Raw genomic sequence first — 15,677 nt, 5'->3', positions numbered from 1 at the left:
GCTGCATAACTGGCGCTGAAGTGTCATTGTTGTGCCCAAGCGGACCGGCTTAAATGCACATCGCTTGTGGGAAGCAACATGAACAACCGAAGGGATTTCGACCAGTCGAACCTTGACGGGGCGCCGACGATGGGTGCTCCCGCAGCTGGTCACCAGCAGGGGGGATGGCCGCAACAGGCTCCCCACCGCGAACCCGGTCCATATCCGTCCCCCGGTCAGCAGCCGCAGGACATCTACTACGGCCAACAGCCACCGCAGTACGGCCAGTCCGCACCGGCATACGAAGCTCCGCTAGCGCCACTGCCGGTGTATCGGCGGCCGGGCGTCGTTTTCGGCACGGCGGCGGTGGCCGCGGTGATCGCCGTCGGCGCGTTACTGCCACCTGGGTGCCGGACATGAACCCCGGCGACCCGAAGAATCCCACACCCGAAGACCTGCTGTGCCATCCGAACCCGCCTGGTTGCACAGGAGACAAAAGGCACCGGCGCAGCCGGCGCAGTAGGAATTGGAGAAAACCATGAACAATCCACGAGACGTGAACCGCACGCAGCGGATGGGTGACCGCGGACAGCAGACGGGTGATCGCACACAGCAGCTCGGCGACCGGACACAGCGGTTGGGGGACAGGACGCAGCAGATATCCCCGCCGACGGTGGTAACGCCGTCGGCACCGCCTCCGCCGGAGCCGACGGCGTGGTCCGACGAGCAGCCTGCCGCGTCGTACGGACACGAATACGCATCGTACGGTCAGCCGCCGCTGGAGCCGTACTACGGCCAGCAGCCGCAGTACTACCAACAGCCGCCACCACTACAGCAGCCGCAGTACTACACCCAGCCACCCGCCGCTCAGACCGAAGCGCCGCTGCCCTGGTACCGGAAGCCTGGCGTGATGTTCGGTGGCGCGGCAGGGGCGGCGTTGCTGGCGGTCGCCGCACTGATCGCCACGTGGCAGATGAACAGCGGGATCGGGACCTCGCCGGCTAACACCGAAGGTGGGGTTCCCCAGCAGCAGGTGGAGATTCCCGTCGCGCCGGTGCAGGAGGCGCCTGCGCCCGCGGCCCCCGCGCCTGCGCCGCCGAGTGCGCCGGTGATCGTTCAGCAGCCCGCGCCACGTCAGCAGGCTCCCGCCCAACGGGTTCCTGTGCAGCAGGCACCTCGTCAGCAGGCTCCCGTGCAGCAGGCGCCTCGCCTTGCGCCGAACAATCCAGCTCCTCGGCAGGCTCCGGTCGCTCCTCCACCGGCCCCGAAGCCGGTCCCGGTGCCTGAGGAGAAGAAGGTGCCGCCGCCGGAGGAGAAGAAGGTGCCGCCGCCGGAGGAGAAGAAGGCTCCGCCGCCGGAGGAGAAGCAAGCTCCGCCGCCGGAGGAGGAGAAGAAAGCACCGCCACCGGAGGAGAAGCAAGCGCCACCGCCACCTCCGCCGGAGGAGAAGCAAGCGCCACCGCCACCTCCGCCGGAGGAGAAGCCGGCGCCTCCGCCTCCTCCCGAGGAGAAGCCGGCGCCTCCGCCACCGGTCATGGAAAAGCCCCCGCCACCGCTGGAGCCTCTGCCTGCCGACCCCAACACCAACTGCATCCAGGGAGTCACCTGCTAGAGACCGGTCGGCATCCCGTTGACCGGAGCTGAGCCCGTTCCGCGGCGCCGCCGGCGAACCGCGGTGCCGCGGAGCGGAAAGGTTCCGCAGGTACGCTGTCGGCCGTGACTGAGCGGACCCTGGTATTGATCAAGCCCGACGGCGTCCAGCGGCGCCTGATCGGCGAGGTAATCGGCCGGATCGAGAGCAAGGGCCTGTCGATCGCGGCCCTGGAGATGCGCGCCGTCGGCGACGAACTGGCCCGCAAGCACTACGCCGAGCACGACGGCAAACCGTTCTTCGACTCGCTGTTGGAATTCATCACCTCGGGGCCCGTCGTGGCGGCGATCGTGGAGGGCCCGAGGGCCATCGCAGCGTTTCGCCAACTCGCCGGCGGCACCGACCCGGTGGAAAAGGCTTTCACCGGCTCAATCCGCGGTGACCTGGCACTTGTCACCCAGGAAAACCTCGTGCACGGGTCAGACTCGCCGGAATCGGCCGCCCGTGAAATCCAACTCTGGTTCCCCGGAAGATAGCTGAGTCCTCCAGCCTGGTCCGGTGACGGCCAGTGGTATGGGATACTGGCTCCGGGTAGACGGCTGTACACCAGGGCCGGACACCCGAATGAAGACTTTGACGAGCGCGACCACCGCTCACCCGTGGTGTGGCGCCGACCGTCCCAGCCATCATTCAGCCAGGCACCGGGAGGGTTCCGAAGTGAACCGCTCGGAGCGAGACCATAACAAGCTCGGGAGTGAACAGCCCGGGCCAACAGCGGAAGCCCTCGCGTGGCCGCGTCGCAAGGACGCGCCCGGGGGCTTGAGGAGAATACGTGGCCGACGATGCATCTACTGAAGACATTTCGGAAGAGACTCAGGAGCCCGAGGCGCAGCCTGACGGGCTGACCGTCGTCGTGGGAGATTCGGACGGATCCGCCGAGCCGGCGCTCGAGGACCAACCGGCCGACGACGTGGACGGCGCAGAACCCGACTCTCGGACAATCATCGAGACGACCACGGTGGAGACCACTGTTGAGCGCGCCGAGTACATGCCGCTGTTTGTGGCGCCGCAACCCGTCGAGTTCGAACCGGACTCCGGCGACGACGACGAGGTCGATGACGACGACGGCGACGGCGACGGCGACGGCGATGAGGGTCCCGACTCCGACGACGACCAGTCCGAGCGGCCGAGCAGGCGTCGCCGTCGCGGCCGTCGCGGCAGGGGCCGGGGTCGCGGCGAGCAGAGTGGCGACGATTCCGACGACGACTCCGGCGACGGACAGTCCAACGGGCAGGCCGACGACTCCGGCGATGATGACGACGACAGCGGTGACGACGACTCCGGTGGCGATGACGCCGGGACACGTCGCCGCCGTCGTCGCCGCCGCCGCAAGTCCGGCGGCGGAGGCGAGAACGATCCCTCACCCGACGATCCGCCGAACACGGTCGTCCACGAACGCGCTGGGCGTGGCGACAAAGAGAAAGACAAAGACAAGGACAGCGGCGAGATCCAGGGCATCTCGGGTTCCACCAGGCTCGAGGCCAAGCGTCAGCGTCGCCGTGACGGCCGCGATGCGGGGCGGCGCAGGCCGCCGATCCTGAGCGAGGCTGAATTCCTGGCACGCCGGGAGGCCGTCGAGCGCGTGATGGTCGTGCGAGACAAGGTCCGCAGCGAACCGCCGCATGAAGGCGCCCGGTACACCCAGATCGCGGTGCTGGAGGACGGCGTTGTCGTCGAACACTTCGTGACGTCCGCCGCGTCGGCGTCGCTGGTGGGCAACATCTACCTCGGCATCGTGCAGAACGTGCTGCCCTCGATGGAGGCGGCGTTCGTCGACATCGGCCGCGGCCGCAACGGTGTGCTCTACGCGGGTGAAGTCAATTGGGAGGCAGCGGGTCTCGGCGGCACGAACCGTAAGATCGAGCAGGCGCTGAAGCCGGGTGACTACGTCGTCGTTCAGGTCAGCAAGGATCCGGTCGGGCACAAGGGCGCGCGGCTGACCACCCAGGTTTCGCTCGCCGGCCGCTATCTGGTGTACGTGCCCGGCGCATCGTCCACCGGCATCAGCCGCAAGCTTCCCGACACCGAACGGCAGCGACTCAAAGAGATTCTCCGCGAGGTGGTTCCGTCGGACGCCGGAGTGATCATCCGCACGGCGTCCGAAGGCGTCAAGGAAGACGACATCCGTTCCGATGTCACCAGGCTGCAAGAACGTTGGTCCCAGACCGAGAAGAGGGCTACCGAGACCAAGGGCAAGGCGGCAGGTGCCGCTGTCGCGCTCTACGAAGAGCCCGATGTCCTCGTCAAGGTCATCCGTGACTTGTTCAACGAGGACTTCTCCGGCCTGATCGTGTCCGGTGACGAGGCTTGGAGCACGATCAATGACTACGTCAATGCCGTTGCGCCGGATCTTGTTCCGCGACTGACGAAGTACCAGCCTGCCAGCTCGGACGGTCCTGATGTGTTCGCGGTGCACCGCATCGACGAGCAGCTGGCCAAGGCGATGGACCGCAAGGTCTGGTTGCCGTCGGGCGGCACGCTGGTGATCGACCGCACCGAGGCCATGACCGTCGTCGACGTCAACACCGGCAAGTTCACCGGCTCGGGCGGCAACCTGGAGCAAACGGTCACCCGCAACAACCTCGAGGCCGCCGAGGAGATCGTGCGCCAACTGCGCCTGCGCGACATCGGCGGCATCGTCGTCATCGACTTCATCGACATGGTGCTCGAGTCCAACCGGGATCTGGTGCTGCGCAGGCTGACCGAGGCGCTCGCCCGTGACCGCACCCGACACCAGGTGTCGGAGGTGACCTCGCTGGGATTGGTTCAGCTGACGCGCAAGCGCCTTGGCACCGGTCTGATCGAGGCGTTCTCCACGCTGTGCCCGCACTGCGCGGGCCGAGGCATTATGCTGCACGCCGATCCCGTCGATTCGGCGTCCGCCACAGGGCGCAAGTCCGAGTCCGGACGACGCGGGAAACGCGGCAAGAAGGGCGGGCGTGCCGAGGAGGTCGCCGTCGCGAAGGTGCCCTCGCACACCAGCGAACATCCGATGTTCAAGGCGATGCAGGCCGCCAACGGCAAGCACGATGACGACGAGGCCGGTGACGACGAGGTCAAGGACGAATCCAAGAAAGCGGCCGAGGAAGTCGCCGAGGCCGATACCGACACCATCAAGCAGGCCGTTGTCGATACCGCCGATGCCGAACTCGAAGACGACGATCTCGACGAGGATTACGACGACTCGGAAGACTCCGACGATGACGATTCCGACGACGACTCGGATGACGACGATGATTCGGATGACGAGATCGACCTGGTCGCCGACGACGAGGAAGACGAGCTCGACGACGACATCGAGGTGATCGACTCCGAGGACTCCGACGACGCGGACGACGATGACTCGGACGACGACGACGATTCGGACGACGACGACGACGATGACTCGGACGACGACGACGATTCGGACGACGACGACGACGATCGCGGCGCGGCTCCAGCCGGAACCATCGGCGGCAGGCGCCCGCGCCGTCGGTCGGCCGCCCGACCGGCAGGTCCGCCGATCCACGACGACTGACCCGGCGTGACCTGCGGTGATTTGACCCTGGCGATGACCCTCACGTACCCTTGACCAGTTGTCTTTCGGCTGATGCCGAGGACAGCGGGCCCACCGTGGCTCCGCACCCAGACCCGCTCGCGCACCCACGGGTAGCGCGTGCCCAGAGAAGCAGAGGAACGATGGCGACGTACGCAATCGTCAAGACCGGCGGCAAGCAGTACAAGGTCGCCGTCGGTGACGTGGTCAAGGTCGAGAAGCTCGAGGGCGAGCCCGGCGCCAGTGTGTCGCTGCCCGTCGCCCTCGTCGTCGACGGCTCGAAGGTCACCAGTGCCGCCAAGGAGCTGGAGAAGGTCGCCGTCACCTTCGAGGTGCTAGAGCACACCAAGGGCCCCAAGATCCGCATCCACAAGTTCAAGAACAAGACCGGCTACCACAAGCGGCAAGGTCACCGTCAGCCGCTGACGGTCCTCAAGGTCACCGGAATCAAGTAGGGAGCGATCAGATGGCACACAAAAAAGGCGCTTCCAGCTCACGTAACGGTCGCGACTCAAACGCACAGCGGCTCGGCGTCAAACGGTTCGGCGGCCAGGTCGTCAAGGCCGGCGAGATCATCGTCCGCCAGCGCGGCACCCACTTCCACCCCGGCGTCAACGTCGGCCGCGGCGGCGACGACACGCTGTTCGCCAAGGCTGCCGGCGCAGTGACGTTCGGCGTCAAGCGCGGCCGCAAGACGGTCAGCATCGTGGAGCCGTCGGCCTCGGAGGCCTAGCACTCGCGTCGAGATCTACGTTTGGGTGCGGGCTTCTCGCACTATTGCGCCCAGATGTTCGTTTCGGCGAGAGGAGGAATAACCGATGCCCCGGTTCGTCGACCGCGTCGTCATCCATGCGCGGGCGGGAAACGGTGGCAATGGCTGCGCCTCGGTTCATCGCGAGAAGTTCAAACCCCTCGGCGGCCCCGACGGCGGCAACGGCGGACGCGGCGGCAGCATCGTGCTCGTCGTGGACCCGCAGGTGCATACTCTCCTCGACTTTCACTTCCACCCGCATGTGGCCGCACAGTCAGGCAAGCAGGGCGCGGGCAGCAACCGCGACGGCGCCGCGGGCGCCGACCTCGAGGTCAAGGTTCCCGACGGCACCATTGTTCTCGACGAGAAGGGCAGGCTGCTCGCCGACCTGATCGGCGCCGGGACCCGCTTCGAGGCCGCCGCGGGCGGTCGGGGAGGCCTCGGCAACGCCGCACTGGCCTCGCGGGCCCGCAAGGCACCCGGTTTCGCCCTGCTCGGCGAGAAGGGCCAGGCCCGCGATCTCACCCTCGAGCTCAAGACCGTCGCCGACGTCGGCCTGATCGGCTTCCCGTCGGCGGGCAAGTCGTCGCTGGTGTCGGCGATCTCGGCGGCCAAGCCCAAGATCGCCGACTACCCGTTCACCACCCTTGCGCCCAACCTCGGCGTCGTCTCGGCCGGCGAGCAGACGTTCACGGTGGCCGACGTGCCCGGACTGATTCCCGGCGCGTCCGAGGGCCGCGGACTCGGACTGGACTTCCTGCGGCACATCGAGCGGTGCGCGGTGCTCGTGCATGTGGTCGACTGCGCAACCCTCGAACCCGGTCGCGACCCCATCTCCGACATCGACGCGCTCGAGGCCGAGCTCGCCGCCTACACGCCCACGCTGCAGGGTGATACGGCGCTGGTTGACCTGGCGGAGCGCCCGCGCGCGGTGGTGCTCAACAAGATCGACGTGCCCGACGCCCGCGAGCTGGCCGACTTCGTCCGCGACGAGGTCGTGCGGCGTTACGGCTGGCCGGTTTTCGAGGTGTCAACCGTCAGCCGGGAAGGGCTGCGTCAGTTGACGTTTGCGCTGTGGGATCTGGTCTCGCAGTACCGCGCCGCGCAGCCCGAAGTGGTGCCGCGCCGGCCCGTGATTCGCCCGATACCGGTCGACGAGAGCGGTTTCACCGTCGAATCCGACGGGGAGGGCGGCTTCCTCGTGCATGGCGTCCGGCCCGAACGCTGGGTTGCGCAAACCGACTTCACCAATGACGAAGCCGTCGGCTATCTCGGCGATCGCCTGAATCGCCTCGGCGTCGAGGACGAGCTGTTGAAGCTCGGCGCCCGACCCGGTTGCGCCGTCACCATCGGTGACATGACGTTCGACTGGGAGCCGCAGACACCTGCGGGCGTTGACATCCCGATGTCGGGGCGCGGCACCGACACCCGGCTGGAACAAACCGACCGGGTCGGGGCGGCCGAGCGCAAGGCCGCGCGCAAGCAGCGTCGTCGCCCCGACGGTGAGTCGTGAGCAGCCACCGAGACACCATCCGGACGGCGCGCAGCATCGTGGTGAAAATCGGCACGACAGCGCTGACCACCCCGTCCGGTGTGTTCGACGCCGGACGGCTGGCCATCCTGGCCGACGCCATCGAGGCGCGGATGGAAGCCGGTTCCGACGTGGTGATCGTCTCGTCGGGTGCCATCGCCGCGGGCATCGAACCGCTGCGGCTGAGCAAGCGGCCTGCGGACCTGGCCACCAAACAGGCCGCGGCCAGCGTCGGGCAGGTGGCGCTGATCAACTCGTGGAGCACGGCGTTCGCCCGATACAACCGCACCGTCGGTCAGGTGCTGCTGACCGCGCACGACATTTCGATGCGGGTGCAGCACACCAATGCCCAGCGCACGCTGGACCGGTTGCGCGCACTTCACGCGGTCGCGATCGTCAACGAGAACGACACCGTCGCCACCAACGAGATCCGCTTCGGCGACAACGACCGGCTCTCCGCGCTGGTCGCACACCTGGTCGGCGCCAACGCGCTGGTGTTGCTGTCGGATGTCGACGGCCTCTACGACTCGGATCCGCGAAAAGGCAAGGCGCGGTTCATCTCCGAGGTCGCCAGTCCCGATGACCTGACCAGTGTGGTCGCGGGCCGCGGCAGCCACCTCGGCACCGGCGGCATGGCGTCGAAGCTGTCGGCCGCGCTGCTGGCTTCCGATGCCGGTGTCCCTGTGCTACTTGCCGCCGCCGATACCGCCACCACGGCACTGGTCGACGCGTCGGTCGGCACGGTGTTCGCGCCGAGGTCCGAACGCATGTCGGCGCGCCGCTTCTGGGTGCGCTACGCCGCGGAGTCGGCGGGCGCGCTGACCCTCGACGAGGGTGCGGTGCGTGCGGTGGTGAAGCAGCGCCGGTCGCTGCTGCCCGCGGGCATCACGGCGGTGGCGGGGCGTTTTCACGGCGGCGACGTCGTCGATCTGCGCGCACCCGACGAGACGATGGTGGCCCGCGGTGTGGTGGCCTACGACGCGGGTGAACTCGCGACGATGCTCGGCCGGTCGACCTCGGATCTGCCCGCCGAACTGCGCAGGCCCGCAGTGCACGCCGACGATCTCGTCGCGGTCTAGCTCGCGATTTCGGCGCGCTCACGTGCGCTGAGCGTCGATCAGCGCGCCGAAATCACTAAGAGGTGAGCTTGGCGATCGCGGACTTGATGCGATCCGCCCTTTGCGCCGCCGCATCGACAGGGTCGTCGTCTGACGGCCGCACGTCGACACCATGGGTGCGGGCCGTCTCCTGAAGGCATCGGCGAACCGCCGGATCGGTCAACACCAGAGCGGCCAGCACGCCCGGCGATAACTCCTTGCCGCGCAGCACAGCGCGGTAATGCACCTCGGCGGGTATGCGAAGGTCCATCGGGCCATCCTGCAGCTGCTCTCTGGCCACCGCGACAAGCGCGGTCAACACGGCGGTGCCGACCGCGTCGATAAGCAGCCCGCGTCCGGGAAACCACGGCAGCGGAAGCTTGCCCACCTGTTTGTCGATCGCATCGGAAAGCAGGTAGCCGACAAGGTTGCGGGTGCGGATCTCGGTGACGTCGGACCAATCCACGTCGTCGCCGTCGAACTCGACGGACTCAGCGCTGAACGCGACACCCCCGAAGTGGTTGAGCAGCCGGGTGACCCGACGCACCGGGTCCGGCGCATTGACGACATCGGCGACGCATCACCGATGCTCAGCGACCAATGCTCCTGCGCTGGGCACGATGGGGCGCACCCGGTTCAGCAGCGCAAAGGGATTCGGTGTGTTCATGCGCTCATCGCTATCGGCAGCTCGCCTGCGAGCAGTGCCAGCATGGGAGAGCAGCCCGCATCGATCTTCACGGCGGCGAGGTCGTCTCCGCGGGTACGGCCCCGGTTGACGATCGCGACCGGGATACCGCGCGCCACCGCATGCCGGACGAAGCGGAAACCCGAGAAGACGGTGAGCGACGAACCGGCGACCAGGAGCGCGTCGGCCTCCTCGACGATAGAATACGCCTGCGCCACGCGATCTTTCGGCACGCTCTCGCCGAAGTACACGATGTTGGGCTTGAGCATGCCGCCGCAGTTGGCACAGTCGACGATCGTGAACGACGATGTGTCGCCGACGACGGCGTCGGCATCGGGAGCGACAGCGATTCCTCCGACCGCCTCGGCGCGTTCGACGAACCCGGGGTTCGCCGCTTCGAGCAGTTCGGCGAGCGCGGCGCGGGTCATGGTGTGGCCGCAGTCGAGGCAGATCACCTCTGCGTAGGTGCCGTGCAGGTTGACGACATTGCGGCTGCCAGCCTTCGTGTGCAGCAGGTCGACGTTCTGCGTGATGAGACCCGACACCACACCGGCGTGCTCGAGAGCGGCCAGTGCGCGGTGACCGGCGTTCGGAAGCGTGTCGTCCATGTGCCGCCAGCCCACGTGGTTACGGGCCCAGTACCGCTGCCGGAACACCCGGTCGGAGGTGAACTGACGGATCGTCATCGGATTGCTCGGCGGCGAGTCCGGTCCGCGATAGTCGGGGATACCCGAATCGGTGGACATCCCCGCGCCGGTCAGCACCGCTACCCGACGTCGCTGCAGCAAGGCGACGAGTTCGGGGGCTTCCACGCCATCGAGGGTAGGCGATCAGGCCCGTGGTCGCGTTTCGGCCGGCAGTCGGCTCAGTTGGCCAGGGCCTGCGGCGAAAGCTCCTTGAGCATCGCGTTCGCCCAGCGCCACGAGCGCCGCCTACCCTCAAGCACACGGTTCAAACCGCCGTGGTCATCGCAATCCGCTGGAATTCAGCGTAGGCACTTCTCCGCCGACACGACCTCGGCACGCATGTTCTCCTCCATCATGCGCAGGGCGGCTTTGCCGAGGTCAGCCTCGATGTGTGCCACGGCGTCGGGGGGGACGACCACTTCGAAGTGGCGCACGTAGGCGTCCAGCGCGGTGTAGAGGATGCACTGCTCGGTGACCTGTCCGGTGAGGATCACGCGTTTGGTGTCGAGCTGATTCAACAGGTACGCCAGCGACGTCGCGTAGAACGCACTGTGGCGCACCTTCTGCAGGAACCGCACACCTGGGTCGGGCACGATCGGCTCGACGAGGTCGGGCCGATCGCCCTCGAGCGCTTGACGAACCAGGTCGTCCTGGTTGGCAGCGAAGTCGCCGTAGTTGTCGTTGACGTAGATGAGGTCGACATCCTCACGTTTCCTCGCCTCGGCGACAAGGCCGGCCAGGGGCTCGACGATGTGCTCGACGCTCGTCGTCAGCTTTTCGGCATCTTCATGCCGATAGCTGTTGAGCATGTCGATGACCAGTACTGCGGTGTCAGTCACGAATCGTTGGTACCCCGTGACAGGTTTATGACACTTCACGGGCGACAATAGAAGGTGATGGACTTCTACTCCGCCTATGGCCAGGGCTTTGTCCGCGTCGCGGCATGCACGATCCACACCGCGATCGGGGAGCCAGAGACCAACGCCGAGTCCGTCCTGGAGTTGGCGCGGCAGTGTCATGAGGACGGTGTCGGCCTGGCGGTCTTCCCCGAGTTGACGCTGTCGGGCTATTCCATCGAGGACATCCTGCTGCAGGATGCGCTGCTCGACGCCGTGGAACACGCGCTGCTCGACGTCGTCGCGGCATCAGCCGATCTGCTGCCCGTGCTCGTCATCGGCGCGCCGATGCGTCATCAGCACCGCATCTACAACACGGCGGTCGTCATCCACCGCGGGCAGGTGCTCGGAGTGGTGCCGAAGTCGTATCTGCCGACCTACCGGGAGTTCTACGAGCGCCGTCAGATGGCCGCGGGCGACGACATCCGCGGCGTCATCCGGATGGGCAGGGGAACCGCCGTCGCCGAGGTGCCGTTCGGCCCTGACCTGTTGTTCGCCGCCACCGGTCTGCCCGGCTTAGTCCTTCACGTCGAGATCTGCGAGGACATGTTCGTGCCCATACCGCCGAGCGCGACCGCGGCGCTCGCGGGCGCGACCGTGCTCGCCAACCTTTCCGGCAGCCCGATCACGATCGGGCGCGCAGAGGACCGCTGTCTGCTCGTCCGCTCGGCGTCGTCGCGCTGCCTGGCGGCATACGTGTACGCCGCTGCGGGCGAAGGGGAGTCGACGACCGACCTCGCTTGGGACGGCCAGACGATGATCTACGAGAACGGTGTGCAGCTGGCCATGTCGGAGCGGTTCCCGAAGGGCCCGCGGCGTTCGATCGCCGACGTCGATCTCGAGCTGCTGCGCTCCGAGCGGATCCGGATGGGCACGTTCGACGACAACCGCGCGCATCATGACATCGACGCTAATTCGTTCCGGCGCATCGAGTTCGAGCTCGATCCGCCTTCGGGTGACATCGGGTTGCTCCGCGAAGTGGAGCGTTTTCCGTTCGTCCCGTCGGATCCCACACGGCTGGAACAGGACTGCTACGAGGCCTACAACATTCAGGTGGCGGGGTTGGAGCAGCGGCTGCGCGCCCTCGAGTACCCCAAGGTGGTGATCGGTGTCTCGGGCGGCCTGGATTCCACGCATGCACTGATCGTCGCGGCGCGCGCGATGGACCGGGAACAGCGGCCGCGCAGCGATATTCTCGCGTTCACGCTTCCCGGCTTCGCCACCGGCGATCGCACGAAGAGCAACGCGATCCGGCTCGCCGAGGCGCTGGGGGTGACGTTCGAGGAGATCGACATCAAGGCGACCGCGGAGCTGATGCTGGGCGAAATGGGCCATCCGTTCGGCCGCGGCGAGAAGGTCTACGACGTCACCTTCGAGAACGTGCAGGCCGGGCTGCGCACCGACTACCTCTTCCGGATCGCCAACCAGCGCGGCGGCATCGTGCTGGGCACCGGCGATCTCTCCGAGCTCGCGCTCGGTTGGTCGACGTACGGAGTCGGCGACCAGATGTCGCACTACAACGTCAACGGCGGGGTGCCGAAGACGTTGATCCAGCACTTGATTCGCTGGGTTGTCTCGTCGAAACAGTTCGACGACCGGGTGAACGAGGTATTGACCTCGGTGCTGGACACCGAGATCAGCCCCGAGCTGGTGCCGCAGGGTGAGGACGAGGAGATCCAGAGCAGCGAAGCCAAGATCGGCCCCTATGTCCTGCAGGACTTCTCGCTGTTCCAGATGCTGCGCTTCGGCTTCCGCCCGTCGAAGGTGGCGTTTCTGGCCTGGCACGCGTGGAGCGATCCGGACCGCGGCGACTGGCCGATGGGATACCCCGAGGACAAGCGACCCACGTTCTCGCTCAAAGAGATTCGGCACTGGCTGCAGGTGTTCGTGCAGCGGTATTACTCGTTCGCACAGTTCAAGCGCTCGGCGGTGCCCAATGGGCCCAAGGTTTCCCACGGCGGGTCGCTGTCGCCGCGCGGCGATTGGCGGGCGCCGTCGGACATGTCGGCCAAGACGTGGCTCGACGAGATCGAGCGCGAGGTTCCCGAGGACTAGCGCGCATCTCCTCGACGGTGCGAACCTGCATTTCGATGGTCACCAGCACTGCTCGCTCTAGCAGCACGGGTCTCCCCGCCAGGCATTGCGGCCCTCCCGGACCGCGATCGCCGCGATCACCAAGGCGGCGACCGGATCGGCCCAGGACCAACCGGCCACGGCATTGAGCAGGAGCCCGGCCAGCAGTGCCGCCGACAAGTATGTGCACAGCAGCGTCTGCTTCGAATCCGCCACCGCCGAAACGGATCCCAATTCTCGGCCGGCCCGCCGCTGAGCCAACGACAACACCGGCATGACGATGAGGCTCGCCGTCGCGAGGGCGATGCCGATCGCGGACGGTTGCGGTTCGCCGTGGCCCGTCAGCGACAGCACCGCGTCGACCGCGACGTAGGCGGCGAGCGCGAAGAACGAAAACGCGATGAACCGCAGCGCGGTCTTCTCCCGCGTTTCGGGATCCTTTGCAGAGAACTGCCATGCCACTGCCGCCGCCGACGACACCTCGATCACCGAATCGAGACCGAAACCGACCAGCGCCGACGACGACACCCGGCTGCCCTCGGCCAGGGCGATGACCGCCTCGACGATGTTGTAGGCGATGGTCGCCGCGACCAGAAGTCGGATCCTGCGGGCCAGCACGTCGCCCCGAGGCCGGACAGGCGCGTTCATCAGCAGCAGGCGGCGGCTTCGGCCGCGGGGCAGCACGCCGGGTCGACGGTGAGCACCAGGCCGATCAGATCGCCGAGCGCATGCCCGATGCGCTCATCGGCCAGCCGGTACCGGCTTCGACGGCCTTCGGGTTCGGCGACCACGAGTCCGCAGCCGCGCAGACACGCCAGATGGTTGGACAGGATCTGCCTGCTCACGCCGATCTTGTCGGCCAACTCGGAGGGGTAGCCGGGTGCGTCGCGCAGCATCAACAGGATTCCGGCGCGGGTCGGGTCCGATATCGCGCATCCGAAGCGGGACAAGGCGTCGCTGTGGGTGACCGTCTGCATACCCAGAACAGTACATCACTGTCTGAATTCAGAGAACCCTGAACTTCCACCCCCCGCTGGGCGTGGGCTAGATGCGGCCGTCTACCCGTAGCTCGGGGTGTACCCAGTTCGGCGAGCGCCGTTCCTTGAACGACCGGAAGCCCTCGATCGCCTCCTCGCCGCTGTAGCTCGCCTGCATCCCGATGCGGTCGAACAACCCCATGTAGTTGTCCAGGCTGGATTTCACCACCCTCCTGGCGGCGGGCGCGGTCCGGCAGCACTGGGCGAGTACGTCGCGGGCCGCCTCCATCAACTCCTCGTGCGGCACCACCCGCGACACCATGCCCCAGTCCTCGGCCTCGGCGGCGGTCAGCGTGCGGCCCGTGAACATCAGGTCGCGGGTGCGGACCGGTCCAATCAGGCGCGCCAGCATCTGGCTGTAGTAGGTGTCGGCGATGCCGCGGAAGAGCTCGGGCACCCGGAAGGTGGCCCGGTCGCTGACCACGGCCATGTCGCTGCAGAGTGCGATCTGCAGACCGCCGCCCTGGCATAGCCCGTTGACCGCGGACACCACAGGTTTCGTCGACTGGCGCAACTTCTCGAACGGCGTGACATCCATGCCGAGCGCGGCGCCGAACGTCAACCAGTTGTCGTCACCGGCTCCGCCCAGGTCGCCGCCCGGGGCGAAGACGTCGCCGCTGCCGGTGATCAGCAGGCCCGCCAGGTCGGGAGCGGCCTCGACGTGCCCGACGGCATATTTGATGCCGAAGTACATGGCCGGGGTCATCGCGTTGCGCGCCTCGGGCCGGTCCAGTGTGCAGACGGCGAACGCACCCTCGCGGCGGAAGCGCAGGAAACGCGTGCCCAGCCAATCGCCGTCGGGTGGGCGGGGGCCGGTTTCAGGTGTCGACATGGGCTTTACGCCTACCTGCTGGCGACCGCCCCGTCAATCGCCTCGGCAAACGGCGCGCAGTCGCCTGCGCCGGGCACCGTCGTCGCCAGCGCTCCGGCGGCGCAGGCGCGCCGCACCGCCTGTTCGTGGCCCGAGGGCCATTCGGCCGCCAGCACGCCGGCGAACACGTCGCCCGCTCCCGTCGTGTCGACTGCCTTCACCGCAGGCGCGGGCACGTCGAACCGCTCGTCCTGGCCGAGGTAGCTCGCGCCGCGCCTGCCGCGAGTGATCACCAGATGCTTTACCGGCCAATGCCATTCACGGGCCTCCGCTTCGTTGACGACCACGACGTCGGCAAGCTGGGCGAGGCTGAGCAGGTCATGCGGCGCCGCGCCAGAGGGTGACGCGTTGACGATCACGACCGCACCCGAGTCCCGCGCCAGCCGCGCCGCGTCAACCGCGGTGGTGACCGGAATCTCCAGTTGCAACAGCAGCACATCGCCCGCGGAGATGACGGCGCGAGCCTTGCTGGACTGGACCGTCAGGCGCGCATTGGCCCCCGGGGCGACGACGATGGTGTTCTCTCCCGAAGAGTCGACCGCGATTATCGCCGACCCGCTCGGACCGGGAACCCTGCTCACGCCGTCCAGGCCGACGCCGTTGGTCGAGAGATGGGCGTGCAGTTGGTCGCCCGTCGGGTCGTCGCCGAGGGCAGCGACCAGTTGCACGCCCGCGCCTGCGCGGGCTGCCGCGATCGCCTGATTGCCGCCCTTGCCGCCGGGCAGCAGGCGAACCGAGGACGCCATGACCGTCTCGCCGGGGTGCGGCAGCGTCGCGACGGTGAAGACATGGTCCATGTTGACGCTGCCCACCACGCATACCCGCGCCGCCATAGTCGCCAAGTTAATCCAGCGCCGCGGCGAGCGCAGGACTGCGCTCCGATAC

16 protein-coding genes are annotated in these 15,677 nt (G+C 67.4%); 9 read left to right on the top strand and 7 right to left on the bottom strand.

What is annotated here, in order from left to right; all coding sequences use genetic code 11:
* Positions 1-78: 78 nt before the first annotated feature.
* The 8 genes from C6A82_RS17295 (at position 79) to proB (ending at position 8,526) form a co-directional block, all read left to right on the top strand.
* Complete coding sequence (locus C6A82_RS17295) at positions 79-399, top strand: hypothetical protein (protein ID WP_142406064.1); 321 nt, start codon at positions 79-81, stop codon at positions 397-399.
* Between the two features lie 118 nt (positions 400-517).
* Positions 518-1,591 (top strand): hypothetical protein, encoded by a 1,074-nt coding sequence (locus C6A82_RS17290; protein ID WP_105349233.1) that lies wholly within the window; start codon positions 518-520, stop codon positions 1,589-1,591.
* A 104-nt stretch (positions 1,592-1,695) separates the two neighbouring features.
* On the top strand, positions 1,696-2,106 hold the full coding sequence (gene ndk / locus C6A82_RS17285; protein WP_105349232.1) for a nucleoside-diphosphate kinase: 411 nt from the start codon (positions 1,696-1,698) through the stop codon (positions 2,104-2,106).
* A 296-nt stretch (positions 2,107-2,402) separates the two neighbouring features.
* On the top strand, positions 2,403-5,147 hold the full coding sequence (locus C6A82_RS17280) for an Rne/Rng family ribonuclease (protein WP_199193976.1): 2,745 nt from the start codon (positions 2,403-2,405) through the stop codon (positions 5,145-5,147).
* 161 nt (positions 5,148-5,308) lie between these two features.
* Positions 5,309-5,620 carry a 50S ribosomal protein L21 gene (gene rplU, locus C6A82_RS17275; protein WP_105349231.1) on the top strand — a complete coding sequence of 104 codons (312 nt, stop codon included), beginning with the start codon at positions 5,309-5,311 and terminating at the stop codon, positions 5,618-5,620.
* A gap of 11 nt (positions 5,621-5,631) precedes the next feature.
* Positions 5,632-5,898 carry a 50S ribosomal protein L27 gene (gene rpmA, locus C6A82_RS17270; RefSeq protein WP_105349230.1) on the top strand — a complete coding sequence of 89 codons (267 nt, stop codon included), beginning with the start codon at positions 5,632-5,634 and terminating at the stop codon, positions 5,896-5,898.
* Between the two features lie 85 nt (positions 5,899-5,983).
* Positions 5,984-7,429, top strand: coding sequence for a GTPase ObgE (obgE, locus tag C6A82_RS17265; protein ID WP_105349229.1), 1,446 nt, complete (start codon positions 5,984-5,986; stop codon positions 7,427-7,429).
* The gene (gene proB / locus C6A82_RS17260) at positions 7,426-8,526 is read left to right on the top strand and encodes a glutamate 5-kinase (RefSeq protein ID WP_105349228.1); all 1,101 of its coding nucleotides are present in this window, start codon (positions 7,426-7,428) and stop codon (positions 8,524-8,526) included. Before obgE ends, proB begins: the two co-directional genes overlap by 4 nt.
* A gap of 55 nt (positions 8,527-8,581) precedes the next feature.
* Here the strand turns inward: proB and C6A82_RS17255 are convergent, their stop codons facing one another.
* The 3 genes from C6A82_RS17255 to C6A82_RS17245 form a co-directional block, all read right to left on the bottom strand.
* Complete coding sequence (locus C6A82_RS17255) at positions 8,582-9,091, bottom strand: hypothetical protein (protein WP_105349227.1); 510 nt, start codon at positions 9,089-9,091, stop codon at positions 8,582-8,584.
* A gap of 116 nt (positions 9,092-9,207) precedes the next feature.
* Positions 9,208-10,041, bottom strand: coding sequence for an NAD-dependent protein deacetylase (locus C6A82_RS17250; protein WP_105349226.1), 834 nt, complete (start codon positions 10,039-10,041; stop codon positions 9,208-9,210).
* Positions 10,042-10,214: 173 nt separating this feature from the next.
* A complete protein-coding gene (locus C6A82_RS17245; protein ID WP_105349225.1) occupies positions 10,215-10,754 on the bottom strand; it encodes a cysteine hydrolase family protein in 540 nt (179 codons plus the stop codon).
* A 57-nt stretch (positions 10,755-10,811) separates the two neighbouring features.
* Here C6A82_RS17245 and C6A82_RS17240 point away from each other — a divergent pair, with 57 nt between their 5' ends.
* Positions 10,812-12,866 (top strand): NAD(+) synthase, encoded by a 2,055-nt coding sequence (locus C6A82_RS17240; RefSeq protein WP_105349224.1) that lies wholly within the window; start codon positions 10,812-10,814, stop codon positions 12,864-12,866.
* A 57-nt stretch (positions 12,867-12,923) separates the two neighbouring features.
* Here C6A82_RS17240 and C6A82_RS17235 read toward each other — a convergent pair whose 3' ends face one another.
* The 4 genes from C6A82_RS17235 to C6A82_RS17220 form a co-directional block, all read right to left on the bottom strand.
* Positions 12,924-13,532 carry a cation transporter gene (locus C6A82_RS17235; RefSeq protein WP_105349247.1) on the bottom strand — a complete coding sequence of 203 codons (609 nt, stop codon included), beginning with the start codon at positions 13,530-13,532 and terminating at the stop codon, positions 12,924-12,926.
* The gene (locus C6A82_RS17230; protein WP_105349223.1) at positions 13,532-13,861 is read right to left on the bottom strand and encodes a helix-turn-helix transcriptional regulator; all 330 of its coding nucleotides are present in this window, start codon (positions 13,859-13,861) and stop codon (positions 13,532-13,534) included. The genes C6A82_RS17235 and C6A82_RS17230 overlap by 1 nt, the downstream gene beginning before the upstream one ends.
* A gap of 67 nt (positions 13,862-13,928) precedes the next feature.
* The gene (locus tag C6A82_RS17225; RefSeq protein ID WP_105349222.1) at positions 13,929-14,753 is read right to left on the bottom strand and encodes an enoyl-CoA hydratase/isomerase family protein; all 825 of its coding nucleotides are present in this window, start codon (positions 14,751-14,753) and stop codon (positions 13,929-13,931) included.
* A gap of 11 nt (positions 14,754-14,764) precedes the next feature.
* Complete coding sequence (locus C6A82_RS17220; RefSeq protein ID WP_105349221.1) at positions 14,765-15,625, bottom strand: ribokinase; 861 nt, start codon at positions 15,623-15,625, stop codon at positions 14,765-14,767.
* Between the last annotated feature and the right edge of the window lie 52 nt (positions 15,626-15,677).

The sequence above is a fragment of the Mycobacterium sp. ITM-2016-00318 genome, assembly GCF_002968285.2.
Classification (GTDB): Bacteria; Actinomycetota; Actinomycetes; order Mycobacteriales; family Mycobacteriaceae; genus Mycobacterium.
This window is presented reverse-complemented; position numbering and strand designations above follow the sequence as displayed.